General features: G+C 72.3%; 13 protein-coding genes. 6 read left to right on the forward strand and 7 right to left on the reverse strand.

Annotation, left to right across the window (positions count from 1 at the left end):
• Window positions 1-40: 40 nt before the first annotated feature.
• Together ACF09K_RS14365 and ACF09K_RS14370 are read right to left on the reverse strand one after the other, a co-directional pair.
• Window positions 41-2416: an HAD-IC family P-type ATPase gene (locus tag ACF09K_RS14365; RefSeq protein ID WP_392243453.1), complete on the reverse strand. Its 2376-nt coding sequence runs from the start codon at window positions 2414-2416 to the stop codon at window positions 41-43.
• A gap of 214 nt (window positions 2417-2630) precedes the next feature.
• Window positions 2631-2885, reverse strand: a complete 255-nt coding sequence (locus ACF09K_RS14370; RefSeq protein ID WP_392243455.1) for a DUF2530 domain-containing protein — start codon at window positions 2883-2885, stop codon at window positions 2631-2633.
• Window positions 2886-3035: 150 nt separating this feature from the next.
• On the opposite strand from ACF09K_RS14370, the gene ACF09K_RS14375 reads away from it, so the two are divergent.
• The gene (locus tag ACF09K_RS14375; protein ID WP_392243457.1) at window positions 3036-4487 is read left to right on the forward strand and encodes an NCS2 family permease; all 1452 of its coding nucleotides are present in this window, start codon (window positions 3036-3038) and stop codon (window positions 4485-4487) included.
• A gap of 178 nt (window positions 4488-4665) precedes the next feature.
• Here ACF09K_RS14375 and ACF09K_RS14380 read toward each other — a convergent pair whose 3' ends face one another.
• Complete coding sequence (locus ACF09K_RS14380; RefSeq protein WP_392243458.1) at window positions 4666-4848, reverse strand: ribbon-helix-helix protein, CopG family; 183 nt, start codon at window positions 4846-4848, stop codon at window positions 4666-4668.
• A 164-nt stretch (window positions 4849-5012) separates the two neighbouring features.
• Between ACF09K_RS14380 and ACF09K_RS14385 the strand changes: the two genes are divergently transcribed.
• From ACF09K_RS14385 to thpR, 3 genes are all read left to right on the forward strand, one after another.
• A complete protein-coding gene (locus ACF09K_RS14385) occupies window positions 5013-5450 on the forward strand; it encodes a MarR family winged helix-turn-helix transcriptional regulator (RefSeq protein ID WP_392243460.1) in 438 nt (145 codons plus the stop codon).
• A gap of 24 nt (window positions 5451-5474) precedes the next feature.
• Complete coding sequence (locus tag ACF09K_RS14390; RefSeq protein ID WP_392243462.1) at window positions 5475-6839, forward strand: MFS transporter; 1365 nt, start codon at window positions 5475-5477, stop codon at window positions 6837-6839.
• 290 nt (window positions 6840-7129) lie between these two features.
• The gene (thpR, locus tag ACF09K_RS14395; RefSeq protein WP_392243464.1) at window positions 7130-7702 is read left to right on the forward strand and encodes an RNA 2',3'-cyclic phosphodiesterase; all 573 of its coding nucleotides are present in this window, start codon (window positions 7130-7132) and stop codon (window positions 7700-7702) included.
• A gap of 219 nt (window positions 7703-7921) precedes the next feature.
• Here thpR and ACF09K_RS14400 read toward each other — a convergent pair whose 3' ends face one another.
• The 3 genes from ACF09K_RS14400 to ACF09K_RS14410 all read right to left on the reverse strand — a co-directional run bounded on the left by ACF09K_RS14400 (window position 7922) and on the right by ACF09K_RS14410 (window position 10348).
• Entirely contained in the window at window positions 7922-8914 is a 993-nt protein-coding gene (locus ACF09K_RS14400) for an aldo/keto reductase (protein WP_392243465.1), read from the reverse strand.
• Between the two features lie 48 nt (window positions 8915-8962).
• On the reverse strand, window positions 8963-9559 hold the full coding sequence (locus tag ACF09K_RS14405) for a Uma2 family endonuclease (protein ID WP_392243466.1): 597 nt from the start codon (window positions 9557-9559) through the stop codon (window positions 8963-8965).
• A 72-nt stretch (window positions 9560-9631) separates the two neighbouring features.
• Entirely contained in the window at window positions 9632-10348 is a 717-nt protein-coding gene (locus tag ACF09K_RS14410; RefSeq protein ID WP_392243468.1) for an SGNH/GDSL hydrolase family protein, read from the reverse strand.
• 239 nt (window positions 10349-10587) lie between these two features.
• Here ACF09K_RS14410 and ACF09K_RS14415 point away from each other — a divergent pair, with 239 nt between their 5' ends.
• Together ACF09K_RS14415 and ACF09K_RS14420 are read left to right on the forward strand one after the other, a co-directional pair.
• A complete protein-coding gene (locus ACF09K_RS14415; protein ID WP_392243470.1) occupies window positions 10588-11565 on the forward strand; it encodes a WD40 repeat domain-containing protein in 978 nt (325 codons plus the stop codon).
• Window positions 11566-11801: 236 nt separating this feature from the next.
• A complete protein-coding gene (locus ACF09K_RS14420) occupies window positions 11802-13328 on the forward strand; it encodes a cellulase family glycosylhydrolase (protein WP_392243472.1) in 1527 nt (508 codons plus the stop codon).
• 149 nt (window positions 13329-13477) lie between these two features.
• On the opposite strand, the gene ACF09K_RS14425 is transcribed toward ACF09K_RS14420, so the two are convergent.
• Window positions 13478-14371, reverse strand: a complete 894-nt coding sequence (locus tag ACF09K_RS14425) for a virginiamycin B lyase (protein WP_392243474.1) — start codon at window positions 14369-14371, stop codon at window positions 13478-13480.
• Window positions 14372-14697 lie beyond the last annotated feature (326 nt).

The raw sequence follows: 14697 nt of genomic DNA on the forward strand, positions 1-14697 counted from the left end.
CCCGCCCTCCGGGCGGACGGCGCCGCTTCCGCCACGCGCCCTACGCCGGGACGCGCCGGCCGATCCACCTCCACAGGAGTTCCAGGACGGCCGCCGCGACCGCGGCGACGCCCACCGCCGTCCACGGCATGGCCATGCCGACCAGCTTCAGCGCGAAGAAGTCCTGGAGCCACGGCACCGCCAGGACCAGCACGAAGGCCGCGCCCATGGACGCCACCAGCAGGACCCGCCACCAGGTGTAGGGCCGGGCGATGATCGCCAGCACCCACATCGAGATCAGGAACAGGGTCAGCGTCGCCGCGCTCGTCTCGGCCTCCAGCGACCCCGCCCCGGTGTAGTGGTGCCGGGCTACCAGGTACGTCACGAAGGTCGCCACCGCGGCCAGCACCCCGCCCGGAATCGCGTACCGCATCACCCGCCGCACGAAGTGGGGCCGCGCGCGCTCCTTGTTGGGGGCGAGGGCGAGGAAGAACGCCGGGACGCCGATCGTCAGCGTCGACAGCAGGGTGAGGTGGCGGGGCAGGAACGGGTACTCCACCTGCCAGCACACCACCAGCAGCGCCAGCAGCACCGAGTACACGGTCTTCACCAGGAACAGCGTGGCCACCCGTGTGATGTTGCCGATGACCCGCCGGCCCTCCGCCACCACCGACGGGAGCGTGGCGAAGCTGTTGTCCATCAGCACGATCTGGGCGACGGCCCGCGTGGCCTCCGAGCCCGAGCCCATCGCCACGCCGATGTCCGCGTCCTTCAGCGCGAGGACGTCGTTGACGCCGTCCCCGGTCATCGCGACGGTGTGCCCGCCCGCCTGGAGGGCGCCGACCATGTCCCGCTTCTGCTGCGGGGTGACCCGTCCGAACACCGTGCCCTCGTCGAGCGCGGCGGCCATCGGCTCCCGCTCGGCGGGCAGCCGGCGCGCGTCCACCGCGCGGCCGTCCAGACCCAGCTTGGCGGCCACGGCGCCCACGGACACCGCGTTGTCGCCGGAGATGACCTTGGCGCGGACGTCCTGCTCGGCGAAGTAGCGCAGGGTGTCGGCCGCGTCGGGGCGCAGCCGCTGTTCGAGGACGACCAGGGCGGTGGCGCGGACGCCGCGGGTGACGTCGGGGTCGTCGAGGTGGTGCGGGGTGCGGGCCAGGAGCAGCACGCGCAGGCCCTGCTCGTTGAGCCGTTCCGTCTCGGCGAGGGCGGGGTCGCCGTCGGGGAGGAGGACGTCGGGGGCGCCGAGCAGCCACGTGCTGATCGCGCCGTCGCCGTCGCCCTCGGCGAATGCGGCGCCGCTGTACTTGCGGGCGGAGGAGAAGGGCAGGGACTGCAGGCGGCGCCAGTCCGCGGTGTCCGGGCAGGCGTCGAGGACCGCCCGGAGGGAGGCGTTGGGCCGCGGGTCGGACGCGCCGAGGGCGCCGAGCACCTCGCGGACGTACCCGCCGTCGCTGCCGTCGAGGGCGCGGACCTCGGCGACGTCCATGCCGCCCTCGGTGAGGGTGCCGGTCTTGTCCAGGCAGACGGTGTCGACGCGGGCGAGGCCCTCGATGGCCGGCAGTTCCTGGACGAGGCACTGCTTGCGGCCGAGCCGGACGACGCCGATGGCGAAGGCGACGGAGGTCAGCAGGACGAGGCCCTCCGGCACCATCGGCACGATCCCGCCGACGGTCCTCGCGACCGACGCCTTGAGGTCGTTGTTCTTGACGAAGAGCTGGGTGACGACCAGGCCGATCGCGGCCGGGACCATCATCCACGTCACGTACTTGAGGATCGTGGAGATGCCGGTGCGCAGTTCGGAGTGGACGAGGGTGAAGCGGGACGCCTCCTCGGCGAGCTGGGCGGCGTACGCCTCGCGCCCGACCCTGGTGGCCCGGAAGGCGCCGCCGCCCGCCACCACGAAGCTGCCGGACATCACCTGGTCGCCGGGGCGTTTGACGACGGGGTCGGCCTCGCCGGTGAGGAGCGACTCGTCGATCTCCAGGCCGTCGGCCTCGGCGCACACCCCGTCCACCACGACCTTGTCGCCGGGCCCGATCTCGACGAGGTCGTCCAGGACGAGGGCGGAGGTGCCGACGGCGACGGCGGCCCCGTCGCGCCGGACGGTGGGGCGGGCCTCGCCGATGACGGCGAGGGAGTCCAGGGTCTTCTTCGCCCGCCACTCCTGGACGATGCCGATGCCGGTGTTGGCGAGGATGACGTACCCGAAGAGGCCGTCCTGCACCGGCGCGACGAACAGCATGACGATCCACAGGACGCCGATGATCGCGTTGAAGCGGGTGAAGACGTTGGCCCGGACGATCTCGCCGACCGAGCGGCTGCTGCGGACGGGCACGTCGTTGACCTGACCGCGCGCCACGCGCTCGGCGACCTCGGCGGCGGTGAGCCCGGTCGCCGCGGGGGTCCGGGCGGTGGTGGCGTCGGCATGGGTCATGGCATCGACGGTACGTGCGGAGGGGGGCGTTCACCCGCCGCGGTGGCGGAAGATCCGACCTGGGGAGGAGGGCCCTCGTGCGGCGGTACCACGCGCCGCCCACGGGTCCCGGCTCCCGGCTCAGGGTTCCCCCGGACTCCGGGCCGTCCCGTCCCGGCCCACCGGCCGTCCCCTCCCGGCCCACCGCCGTCCCGTTCCCGGCCCGCCCCCGCGGCTACTCCTGTCCGGCGGCGCCCCGCTTGATCGCCGCGTCCCGCCTGCGGACGTACCAGATGCCGATGAAGCCCAGACCGCCGCCCGCGAGGCAGGTCCACAGCCACCACAGGTGACCGTGGTCGTCGAACCAGCCGTAGAAGGGCAGCTGGACGAGGAAGAGGGCGAACCAGAGGATCGTGCCGCCGGTGATGGTGGCGACCACGGGGCCCTCCAGGGGCTCCGGCGCCTCGTGCTTGGGGGTCCACTTCGCCATGGGGACAGCCTACGAGGCGATCAGGTCTACGCGCGGAGATGGTGTTCACGGATTTATGTGTTCATACTGAATCCGTTTGCCTCTGACCATTTTCATTCGTAGGAAGCACCAAAGCGGCATGGGGGATGTCCGCCGGTGATGAGGTCCCACATGTCCACCTCGGCCCCCGCCAAGGTTCCCGCGCCCGGAGAGCCGGGCGGCACGCCCGCGTACGGCGCGCTCGACCGCTTCTTCCGCATCTCCGAGCGCGGCAGCACGCTGCCCCGGGAGATCCGGGGCGGTTTCGCCACCTTCTTCGCGATGGCCTACATCATCGTGCTGAACCCGATCATCCTCGGCAGCGCGAAGGACATGTACGGGCACCAGCTCGACAACGGCCAGCTCGTCACCGCCACCTGCGTCACGGCCGCGTTCACGACGCTGCTGATGGGCGTCATCGGCAACGTGCCCATCGCGCTGGCCGCCGGCCTCGGCGTCAACTCCGTCGTCGCGCTCCAGCTCGCCCCCCGGATGGCCTGGCCGGACGCGATGGGCATGGTCGTCCTCGCCGGTCTCGTGGTCATGCTGCTGGTGGCGACCGGTCTGCGCGAGCGCGTCATGAACGCCGTGCCGTTCGGCCTGCGCAAGGCCATCAGCATCGGTATCGGCCTGTTCATCATGCTGATCGGCCTCGTCGACTCCGGCTTCGTCACCCGCATCCCGGACGTCGCCCAGACCACCGTCCCGCTCCAGCTCGGCGCCGACGGTCACCTCAACGGCTGGCCGGTCCTCGTCTTCATCCTCGGCTCGCTGCTGACGCTCGCGCTGATCGTCCGCAAGGTGCCCGGCGCGATCCTCATCTCGATCGTCGCGATGACCGCGCTGGCGCTGATCGTCAACGCGGTCGCCACCGTGCCGTCCTGGGGCCTGACCACCCCGGAGTGGCCCGGCAACCCCGTCGCCACCCCCGACTTCGGGCTCATCGGCGAGGTCAGCCTCTTCGGCGGCTTCGGCAAGGTCGGTGTCCTGACCGGCGTCCTGTTCGTCTTCACCGTGCTGCTGTCGTGCTTCTTCGACGCGATGGGCACGATCATGGGCGTCAGCGACGAGGCCAAGCTGACCGACGCGCAGGGCCAGATGCCCGGCATCAACAAGGTCCTCTTCGTCGACGGCCTCGCCGTGGCCGCCGGCGGCGCCAGCTCCTCCTCCGCCACCACCGCCTTCGTGGAGTCCACGGCCGGCGTCGGCGAGGGCGCCCGCACCGGCTTCGCGAACATCGTCACCGGCGGTCTCTTCACCGTCGCCCTGTTCCTGACCCCGGTCGCCACGATGGTCCCCTCCCAGGCGGCCACCCCGGCCCTGCTCGCGGTGGGCTTCCTGATCCTGGCCGGTTCGGTCAAGGAGATCGACTGGGCCGACTACACGATCGCGATCCCGGCCTTCGTCACGATGGTGATGATGCCGTTCACCTACTCGATCACCAACGGCATCGGCATGGGCTTCATCACCTTCGCGGTGCTGCGCCTGGCGGCCGGCCGCGGCCGTGAGGTGCCGGTCCCGATGTACGTGGTCTCCGCCGTGTTCGCCTTCTACTACCTGATGCCGGCCCTGGGCCTGACCTGAGCCGCACGCCCGGCCTGAGCCGCGTGCTTCGCCCGGGCCGCTCGTCCCGCCCGGGCCGCGCGCCTCTTCGGCGCCGAGGCTCAGCCCGGGCCGCGTGTCTTCCGGGCGCCGAGGGCCTCGTCCGGGCTGCGTGCCCGGCGCCCGCGCCACCGGCCTCGCCCGAACCGCGTCACGCGGCTCAGGCGAGGCCGTAGAACTTCTCCGTCTCCTCGACCGCGGTCTGGAACCGCTCGTCGAAGTCGTCGCGCATGAGCGTCCGGACGACGTAGTCCTGGACGCTCATTCCTCTTCTGGCGGCATGGTGCCGGAGCCGTTCGAGCAGCTCGTGGTCCATCCGCAGGCTCAGCACCTCGGTCCCCATGGCTACGAGGGTCGCGGCACGATCCGGGACGATGGGTGCCGTTCCGCGCCTACATCACCCGTTTGAGTGACATTCGGGCGATGTGGCATCACAGTGACGCGCGTCACGGCGTGCACGCGTCCCCGCGGCGTTCCTTAGCGAGAGTAATGAGTTACTCTAAATACATGCCGGACCTCGAACATGGCGACGACGCTGCCGCCGTGAACTCCCTGAGATCAGCCGTGATGCGACTGTCCCGTCGGCTCAAGCACCAGCGCGTCGACGAGTCACTGAGCCCCACCGAGATGTCGGTGCTCGGCACCCTCTCCCTGTGCGGCAGCGCCACCCCCGGTGAGCTGGCCCGCAAGGAACACGTGCAGCCGCCGTCGATGACCCGCATCGTGGCGCTCCTGGAGGCCAAGAGCCTGGTCCGGCTGGAGCCTCATCCCGAGGACCGCCGCCAGAAGGTCGTCACGAGGACCGAGCAGGCCGAGGCCATGCTCGCGGAGAGCCGCGCCAAGCGGAACGCCTTCCTGGCCACCCTGGTCGACGGTCTCGACGAGGACGAGTGGGCGAAGCTGCGTGCCGCCGCCCCCGTCCTGGAGAAGCTCGCACACCTGTAGGCACTTCGCGAGGAGGCGACCCTTTTGAGTACGGGACCCGGAGCACACTCCGCCCCCGCACCGACCACCCACGACTCTTCCCCCGGCCCGTCCGGGGGCGCTCGCAGGTCCTCGATGTTCAGCTCCCTGAAGGTCAGGAACTACCGCCTGTTCTTCGCCGGCCAGGTCGTCTCCAACATCGGCACCTGGATGCAGCGCATCGCCCAGGACTGGCTGGTGCTCAGCCTCACCGGCTCCGCCACCGCCGTCGGCGTCACGACGGCCCTGCAGTTCCTGCCGATGCTCCTGTTCGGCCTCTACGGCGGCGTCCTCGTCGACCGCCTGCCCAAGCGCGGCGTCCTCCTCTCCACCCAGACGGCCATGGCCGTCACCGGCATCGCGCTCGCGCTGCTCACCCTCTCCGGGCACGTCGAGGTCTGGCACGTCTACGTCGCCGCCTTCGCCGTCGGGCTCGCGACCGTCCTGGACAACCCGGCCCGCCAGTCCTTCGTCTCCGAGATGGTCGGCCCCGACCAGCTCCAGAACGCCGTCAGCCTCAACTCCGCGAACTTCCAGTCCGCCCGGCTCGTCGGCCCGGCCGTCGCCGGCCTGATGATCACCGGGGTGGGCACCGGCTGGGCGTTCCTCGCCAACGGCCTGTCGTTCGTCGCGCCCATCGCCGGACTGCTGCTGATGCGGGGCCGCGAACTGCACGCCGCCCGGCGCGCCCCGCGCGGCAAGGGCCAGCTGCGGGAGGGCCTGCACTACGTCGCCGGCCGCCCGGACCTGATCTGGCCGATCGTCCTGGTCGGCTTCATCGGCACCTTCGGCTTCAACTTCCCCGTCTACCTCTCCGCGTTCGCCGACGACGTCTTCCACGCGGGCGCCGGCTCCTACAGCCTCTTCAACACCCTGATGGCCGTCGGCTCCCTCGCCGGCGCGCTGCTCGCCGCCCGCCGCGGGACCTCCCGCATGCGGGTGCTGATCGCGGCGGCCGCGGCGTTCGGCGTGATGGAGCTGGCCGCCGCCGCGGCCCCGTCCCTGTGGCTGTTCGCCCTGCTCATGGTGCCGATCGGGATGTTCGGCATGACGGTCAACGTCACCGCGAACACCACCATCCAGATGGGCACCGACCCGGCCATGCGCGGCCGCGTCATGGCCCTCTACATGATGGTCTTCCTCGGCGGCTCCCCGGTCGGCGCGCCGATCGCCGGCTGGATCACCGACGCGTACGGCGTCCGGGCGGGCCTCGCGGCGGGCGGCGCGGTCTCCGCGCTCGCGGCGGCGGTCGTCGGCCTGGTCCTGGCCCGCGTCGGCGGCCTGCGGCTCTCCGTCGGCTGGCGCCGCGGCCACCCGGTCCTGCGGTTCGTCCCGCGGGAGCGGCGCGAGGAACTGGCGGCCGTGGCGTGAACCGTCCGGGGCCGGCGGCGACCGGCCCCGGAGGCGGCGACGACCGGTCCGAGGCCGGTGGCCACCTGTCCAGAGCCGGCGACGGCCCGTCCGGAGCCGATGGCGACCGGTCCAGGGCCGATGGCGACCGGTCCGGGGCTGGCGGCGACCGGTCCGGGGCTGGCGGCGACCGGTCCGGGGCCGGTGGGGACCTGCCCGGAGCCGGTGGCGGCCGGTCCGGAGGAGGCGACGGCCGGTCCGGAACAGGCGACGACCCGTCCGGGGCCGGCGGCGGACGGCACACTGGCCCCATGAGACTCTTCGCCGCCGTGCTGCCCCCGCGGGACGTGGTCGACGAGCTCGCCGCCGAGGTCGCCGCGCTGAAGCGGCTGCCCGGCGCCGACCGGCTGCGCTGGACCGGCCGCCCCGGCTGGCACCTCACCCTCGGCTTCTACGGCGAGGTCGACGAGGAGGCCGTACCCGACCTGTCGGCGCGGCTGGAGCGGGCCGCGCGGCACACCGGCCCCTTCGCCCTGGCCCTGCACGGCGGCGGGCAGTTCGGGCACGGGCGGGCGCTGTGGGCCGGGGCCGAGGGCGACACGGCGGCGCTGCGGCTGCTGGCGGCCCGGGCGGAGGCGGCGGGCCGCAGGGCCGGCCTGGACCTCGGCGAGCACCGCCGCTACAAGGCCCACCTCACCCTGGCCCGCAGCCGCGACGCCGTCGACACCCGCCCGTACGTCGACCTGCTGCACACCTTCGCCGGCCGCGAGTGGACCGTACGGGAGCTGACGCTCGTGCGCAGCGACCTCCCGAGGTCCGGGGTGCCGGGGGAGCAGCCGCGTTACGAGCCGGTCGGCCGCTGGGCGCTCGGCGCGGCCGGTTAGGCTCGAAGGGTGGACCCGAAGACCCGGAACCGGATCATGGCCGGTGCGCTCGTGCTGATGTTCGTCGTGGTGGCGGTGGCGGCGGCACTCGGAAAGTGACCGCCCGCCGCCGCGCACCGCTGCCGCGGGCCTGACGGGGACGGCCCCTCCGGCCGGCGGACCGCCGCCCCCGACGCACCGGACACGGGGGACACGGGCCACCGTGCCGCCGCCCCCGGCTCACCAGGCGAAGGCCTCCGGCGACGGGCCCGGGCCCGGGAACACCTCGTCGAGGCCCGACAGCAGCTCCTCGCTCAGCTCCAGCTCGACCGCCCGCACGGCGGACGCGAGCTGCTCCTGCGTGCGCGGGCCGACGATCGGGCCGGTCACGCCGGGCCGGGTGAGCAGCCAGGCCAGCGCGACCTCGCCGGGCTCCAGGCCGTGCTTGTCCAGCAGGTCCTCGTACGCCTGGATCTGCTCGCGCGCCTTGGCGTCCTTGAGCGTGTCGGCCGCCCGGCCGCCCGCCCGGCGCCCGCCCTCCGCCTGCTTCTTGAGGACCCCGCCCAGCAGGCCGCCGTGCAGCGGCGACCAGGGGATCACCCCGAGGCCGTACTCCTGCGCGGCCGGGATGACCTCCATCTCGGCGCGCCGCTCGGCCAGGTTGTAGAGGCACTGCTCGCTGACCAGGCCGATGGTGCCGCCGCGCCGGGCGGCGATCTCGTTGGCCTGGGCGATCTTGTAGCCGGGGAAGTTGGAGGACCCGGCGTAGAGGATCTTGCCCTGCTGCACAAGCACGTCGACCGCCTGCCAGATCTCCTCGAAGGGAGTGTCCCGGTCGACGTGGTGGAACTGGTAGACGTCGATGTGGTCGGTCCGCAGCCGCTTCAGGGAGGCGTCGACGGCCCGGCGGATGTTCAGCGCGGAGAGCTTGTCGTGGTTGGGCCAGACGTCGCCGTCGGCGCCCATGTTGCCGTACACCTTGGTGGCGAGCACGACCTTGTCGCGCCGCTCGCCGCCCTGGGCGAACCAGTTGCCGATGATGGATTCCGTACGGCCCTTGTCCTCGCCCCACCCATACACATTCGCGGTGTCGAAGAAGTTGATGCCCGCGTCCAGCGCCGCGTCCATGATCGTGTGGCTGGTGTCTTCGTCTGTCTGCGGTCCGAAGTTCATGGTCCCGAGGACCAGTCGGCTGACCTTGAGTCCGGTGCGTCCGAGCTGCGTGTACTCCATGGGAGTCAAGCCAACGGCCTGGAGTGTGCTCCAAGCAAGGGGAAACCGTCAGTCGCGGGGGAAGGCGTCGGTCTTGAGGGTGAGGTTCAGGGCGGTGGTGGTCAGGTCGACGTTGGTCCCGTAGTCGACCCGCAGCTCGCACTGGTAGGCGCCGTCCTTGGGCTCGGTGTGGACGGTGCACCTGCCCAGGTAGGGATCGGCGATGAGGTACACGGGGATACCGGCGACCGCGTAGGCCGTCTTCTTGGGGCCGTAGTCGTTGTGCGCCGTACCTCTGGAGATGACCTCGCCGATGAACTCGATGTCCTCGGGCTTCCAACGGCCCGTGTCGTCCTTCGCCGCTCCCTCGCGGAACTTGGCCACGTCGGGGCAGAAGCCGTTCTCGTGACCGGGGAAATCCACCCGGACATCGGAGAAGATCCGCGCGTGCCGCCTTCCGAAACGGTCCTCGAGGGCCCAGAGGAGCTCCCGAACGGTCTCCCAGTGGATGTCTCGCTGCGGTGTCATGAAGACGTCGCCCCCGACGATCTCGACCTTGTATCCCTCGGGGACGGGCATCCGCTCAAGGCGTTCGAACCACTCGTCCAAGCGCTTGACGTTCTCGTCGGCCATGTCGATCTCGATCCTGTCTTCCAGGATGGTCATCCGGCGCTCCTCCCCGGCCGCCCCCACGCACGGGTGCGGCCGAGCGGTACAACGATACGCACGGTGACCTGGTCACACGGCGCGCACGGCACCGTCGCGCGCCCCCGGCGCGGTGCGGCCCCCGTACGGCCCGCCCAGCCCCCACCCCTGGTGGAGCGCCTTCGCGAAGGTCTCCGCCAGCCGGTGTTCGCCGCTCGCGTTCGGGTGGGTGCCGTCGTAGGTGTCGGCGGCGATGTCCCAGCCCTGTGGGACCGGGGCCAGGAGGAGGGGGGAGGCCGGCTCGTCCAGGTCGGCGGCGGTCTTCGCGAGGAGTTCGTTGAAGAGGGAGACCTGGGCGGCGAACGGCTCGTCCTGCGCGGCGCGGACGTTGGGGATCACCGGCAGGAGGACCATGCCGACCTTCGGGTTCGCCGTCCGCGCCTGCTCCACGAAGGCGCGGACGTTCTGCGCGGTCTGCTCGGCGTTCGTGTAGAAGCCCAGGTCGATCAGGCCGAGGGAGACCAGGAGGACGTCCGCCCGGCAGCCGCGGACCGCGTCGCCGACGAGCGGGGCCATGTGCAGCCAGCCCTCGCCCCAGCCGGCCAGGTGGCGGCGGGGGAAGCCGGGGTCGGCGTACGCCAGCGAGACGGGGGCGTCCGCCGCCTTGTCGTACAGCGTCTCGCGGGGGCCGACGAACGTGACCGGGCCTTCGTACGTCGCGCACAGGTGCCGCCACAGGCGGTGACGCCAGGTGTGCTCGCCCGCGCTGCCGATCGTCATCGAGTCGCCGACGGGCATGATCCTGAGCATCCGCTCATCATGGGGGATGCGCGCGGCGCGTGGGATGTGAGTCCGACCACGGGTCCGGCCGTGAGTTCCCCACGCGCTGGACGCGAGCCGGACGCGAGCCGGGTCGCAGGCCCGCGACGCGCGGGGCGCCGGCACGTGGGGTGCCGGCACGCGGGGCACCGACGGGTGGGACGCCGATGCGTGGGGCGCGAGCAGGGCCGCGCGTCCGCAACACGCGGGCGGGATGGCAGGCTTGGGGCATGCGCCGACCGTTCGCCCTCCTCGCCGGGGCCCTGCTCGTGGGTGCGCTCGCCGCGCCCGCCTCCGCCGCCGACGGCGACGGGAGCTTCACGATCGAGGACCCGAGGATCACCGAGTCCAGCGGCCTGGCCGCCTCCCGGCAGCACCCCGGCGTCTACTGGACGCACAACGACAGCGACGACGGCCCCTACCTCTACGCCGTCGACGGCGCCACGGGGAAGACGGTCGCCCGCCTCACCCTCACCGGCGTCGGCACCCCGCGCGACGTCGAGGCGATCTCGATCGGTCCGGGCAACCGGATCCTCGTCGGGGACATCGGCGACAACCTCGGCGGCACCTGGCCGTACGTGTGGATCTACGAGCTGCCCGAGCCGAAGGAGCTGAAGGACGCGACCGTGCGCGCCACGCAGTACGTCGTGACGTACTCCGACGGCGCCCGGGACGCCGAGGCGATGGTCGTCCACCCGAAGACGGGGCGCGTCTACATCATCGACAAGAAGGAGGACGGCGGCCACCTCTACGAGGGTCCGGACCGCCTCTCCGCCTCGGGGAAGAACGTCTTCCGCCCCGTCGCCCCCATCGACCTGTGGGCCACCGACGCCGCCCTCTCGCCGGACGGCGAACGGCTCGCCGTGCGCGGCTACTTCGGCGGCATCGACTACGACTGGAACGCCGGCGTCCCCAAGCGGCTGGGCCGCCTCGACGTGCCGTTGCAGCAGCAGGGCGAGTCCGTCACCTTCTCCGCCGACGGCTCGAAGCTGATGTACGGCACGGAGGGCTCCGGGAGCGAGGTGCGGGCGGAGGACGCGCCGGGTGACCCGGGGGCCGGGTCGTCCTCCGGCGGCGGCGGTTCGGCGTCCTCCTCCGACGGTGACGGGGACTCCGGGACGAGCGGGAGCGTGAAGGTGGGCGCGGTCGCGGTGGCGGCCCTGTGCCTGGCCCTGTTCGGCATCGGCCGGCTGCGGCGCAGGCGCTGAGGCGCCCGCCCCGGCCCCGGGCCGGGGCGCCCCGGGGCCGGAACGCCTGTCCCGGGGCCGGGACACCACCCGCTCCGGGCCGGGCCGGCGGGCTCGCCCCGCTCCGGGCCGAGGAGAAGTGCATCAGCTGACGTCGGCCATCTTGACGTGTCCATGTGATCCGCTTTCCATGGGAGGCGCGGTTGTGGGAGCGCTCCCACTCTTTCCGGGCCGCACCCCCGAGAGAAAGCAGCGACATGTTCCGCACCTTGCGCAGGGCACTGTGCGCGGCCGCCGCCGCACTCCTGCTGCCGTTGATACCCCTGGCCGCGGCCCCGCAGGCCCACGCCGCGGAGGCCGGTGGAGCCGGGTACTGGCACACCAGCGGCCGCCAGATCCTGGACGCGTCCGGGCAGCCGGTCCGCGTCGCCGGCATCAACTGGTTCGGCTTCGAGACCTCCAACAACGTCGTCCACGGCCTGTGGGCCCGCGACTACAAGAGCATGGTCGACCAGATCAGGACGACGGGCTACAACACCCTCCGGATCCCGTTCAGCGACGACATCCTCAAGCCCGGCGCCACGCCCGCCGGCATCGACTTCTCCGCCGGGAAGAACGCCGACCTGCAGGGGCTCAGCTCCCTCCAGGTGCTGGACAGGATCGTCGGGTACGCCGGCCGGACCGGCGTCAAGGTCATCCTGGACCGGCACCGCCCGGACGGGGCCGGCCAGTCGGCGCTTTGGTACACCGCGGCGGTCCCGGAGTCGACGTGGATCGCCAACCTCAAGTCGCTGGCCGGGCGGTACGCGGGCGACCCCGCCGTCGTGGGCATCGACCTGCACAACGAGCCGCACGACCCCGCCTGCTGGGGCTGCGGCGACACGACGAGGGACTGGCGGCTGGCGGCCCAGCGCGCCGGGAACGCCGTCCTCTCCGTCAACCCGGACCTGCTGATCTTCGTGGAGGGCGTGCAGACCTTCGAGGGGGTCTCCGGCTGGTGGGGCGGCAACCTGATGGGCGTCGCGCGGTACCCGGTCCAGCTCGACGTCCCGAACCGGGTCGTCTACTCCGCCCACGACTACGCGACCAGCGTGGCCCAGCAGACCTGGTTCAGCGACCCGTCGTTCCCCGCGAACATGCCCGGGATCTGGGACAAGTACTGGGGCTACATCTTCAAGCAGAACATCGCCCCGGTGTGGGTGGGCGAGTTCGGCACCACCCTCCAGTCGACGGTCGACCAGAAGTGGCTCGCGGCACTCGTGGACTACCTGCGGCCCACGTCCACGTACGGCGGGGACTCCTTCCACTGGACGTTCTGGTCCTGGAACCCCAACTCCGGTGACACGGGCGGCATCCTGAAGGACGACTGGCAGACCGTGGACACGGTCAAGGACGGCTACCTGGCGAGCGTCAAGGCGCCCGGCTTCGCGCCGGGGACCGGGGGCGGCGACCCCGGTGACCCCGGCGACCCGGGCGGCGGTACGGCGGCCTGCACCGCCGCGTACACGGTCGGCAGCGACTGGGGCGGCGGCTTCAACGCCGACGTCAAGGTCACCAACACCGGGACGACGGCGATCAGTTCCTGGAAGGTGACCTGGACCTGGTCCGGCTCGCAGAAGGTCACCAGCATGTGGAACGCGTCGTACACCCAGAGCGGCTCGACGGTGACCGCGACGAACGCCGCCCACAACGGGGCACTCACGGCGGGCGGTTCGGCGAGCTTCGGCTTCGGCGCGACGCCGGGGGGCGGGAGCGTGCCGAGCGTGAGCTGCACGGCGGCCTGAGCTGTACGGAGGATCGAGCCGCACGGCGGCGTGAGCGGTGCGGCCGCGGCGGCGGGTCGAGCGGTGCGGCCGTGAGGGTGGGGTGTCCGGCGGTGGCCGGGCACCCCTGGGAGCTTCTTCCGGGCCGGCGGCGGTTCCTCGTCCCGGGGCTACGGTTCCACCCGGGCGACCCCTCCCGTCTCCAGGGCCGCCCACAGGGCGCCGTCGGGCCCCAGCGTGATGCCGTGCGGCTCGGACGACGGTGAGGGCAGGTCGTACTCGGTGATCTCGCCGCCGCCGGTGATGCGGCCGATGCGGTTGGCTCCCCATTCGGTGAACCAGCAGTCCCCGGTGGAGGCCGCGACAATGGCGTGGGGCCTGGCCGCGCGGTCGGGGAGGGGGAACTCCTCGATCGCGCCGTCCACCGAGATCCTGCCGATCTGGCCCGCCGCGATCTCGACGAACCACAGGGCGGTGCCGTCACTGGTGATGCCCACGGGAGCGGCGCCGGGGGTGGGGAGCGGGTGAACGGTGATGTCCCCGTGAACGGTGATGCGGCCGATCGCGTTCGCCTGGTTGAGGGTGAACCACAGGGCTCCGTCAGGGCCCGCGGTGATGGCGGAGGGGAAGGCGCCCGGACGGGGAAGGGCGAACTCGGTGATCTCTCCCGTGCCGGTGATGCGGCCGATCCGGTCGGTGTTCATCTCCGTGAACCACATCGCGCCGTCCGGACCGGCGGTGATGCCGAAGGGGCCGCCGGCGGGTGTCGGCAGGGGGAAGGACTCCGTCTCACCGTCGGTGGTGACGCGGCCGATCCGGTGGTCCCGGGACCGGGTGAACCAGAGGGCTCCGTCGGATCCGGGAGCGATGACCGTGGGGCCGCATCCGGGCGGGTCCAGGGGGTGTTCGGTGAGTTCGCCGCCGAGGGTGAGACGCGCGACGCGGCCGCTGTGCACGAAGGTGAGCCACAGCGCGCCGTCGGGTCCGGCCGTGATGCCGTACGGCCCGGCCTTCTCGTCCGTCACGGGGGTCTCCCTGACGGTCGGGGTGTCGTGAAGGGGCACGGCGACTCACTCCTCGTGGGGCGGGGATCGATCGGTGTTCCGGACCGGGGCCGCGGCCCGGGTCCGTTCGTGGCCACGCGGGTCGAGGGCGCTCGGACGGCACTCGCTCACCAGGTGGGACGCCGTACCCGTCCGGACCGCGGTGTGGTGTCCGCTGCCGTGGACGAGCGGCGCGCCCTGACCGCGGCCGCCGAAGCCCCCACCGGACGGGACCCCGTCCACGCCAGGGATCTCGATCTCCGCTCCGGTCACCACCGCACCCTGCCCACGGGAAGACGGCAAGGTCAACTCCTTTTCCCACGGGGCGTCGGGGCGGGCCGAGGACG

The sequence above is a fragment of the Streptomyces sp. NPDC014882 genome (genome assembly GCF_043081325.1).
Taxonomy (GTDB): domain Bacteria; phylum Actinomycetota; class Actinomycetes; order Streptomycetales; family Streptomycetaceae; genus Streptomyces.

Coding starts and splice junctions, on each gene's coding strand:
- ACF09K_RS14365 (WP_392243453.1), bottom strand. CDS start 2,416: ATGACCCATGCCGACGCCACCACCGCCCGGACCCCCGCGGCGACCGGG.
- ACF09K_RS14370 (WP_392243455.1), bottom strand. CDS start 2,885: ATGGCGAAGTGGACCCCCAAGCACGAGGCGCCGGAGCCCCTGGAGGGC.
- ACF09K_RS14375 (WP_392243457.1), top strand. CDS start 3,036: ATGTCCACCTCGGCCCCCGCCAAGGTTCCCGCGCCCGGAGAGCCGGGC.
- ACF09K_RS14380 (WP_392243458.1), bottom strand. CDS start 4,848: ATGGGGACCGAGGTGCTGAGCCTGCGGATGGACCACGAGCTGCTCGAA.
- ACF09K_RS14385 (WP_392243460.1), top strand. CDS start 5,013: ATGCCGGACCTCGAACATGGCGACGACGCTGCCGCCGTGAACTCCCTG.
- thpR (WP_392243464.1), top strand. CDS start 7,130: ATGAGACTCTTCGCCGCCGTGCTGCCCCCGCGGGACGTGGTCGACGAG.
- ACF09K_RS14400 (WP_392243465.1), bottom strand. CDS start 8,914: ATGGAGTACACGCAGCTCGGACGCACCGGACTCAAGGTCAGCCGACTG.
- ACF09K_RS14405 (WP_392243466.1), bottom strand. CDS start 9,559: ATGACCATCCTGGAAGACAGGATCGAGATCGACATGGCCGACGAGAAC.
- ACF09K_RS14410 (WP_392243468.1), bottom strand. CDS start 10,348: ATGCTCAGGATCATGCCCGTCGGCGACTCGATGACGATCGGCAGCGCG.
- ACF09K_RS14415 (WP_392243470.1), top strand. CDS start 10,588: ATGCGCCGACCGTTCGCCCTCCTCGCCGGGGCCCTGCTCGTGGGTGCG.
- ACF09K_RS14420 (WP_392243472.1), top strand. CDS start 11,802: ATGTTCCGCACCTTGCGCAGGGCACTGTGCGCGGCCGCCGCCGCACTC.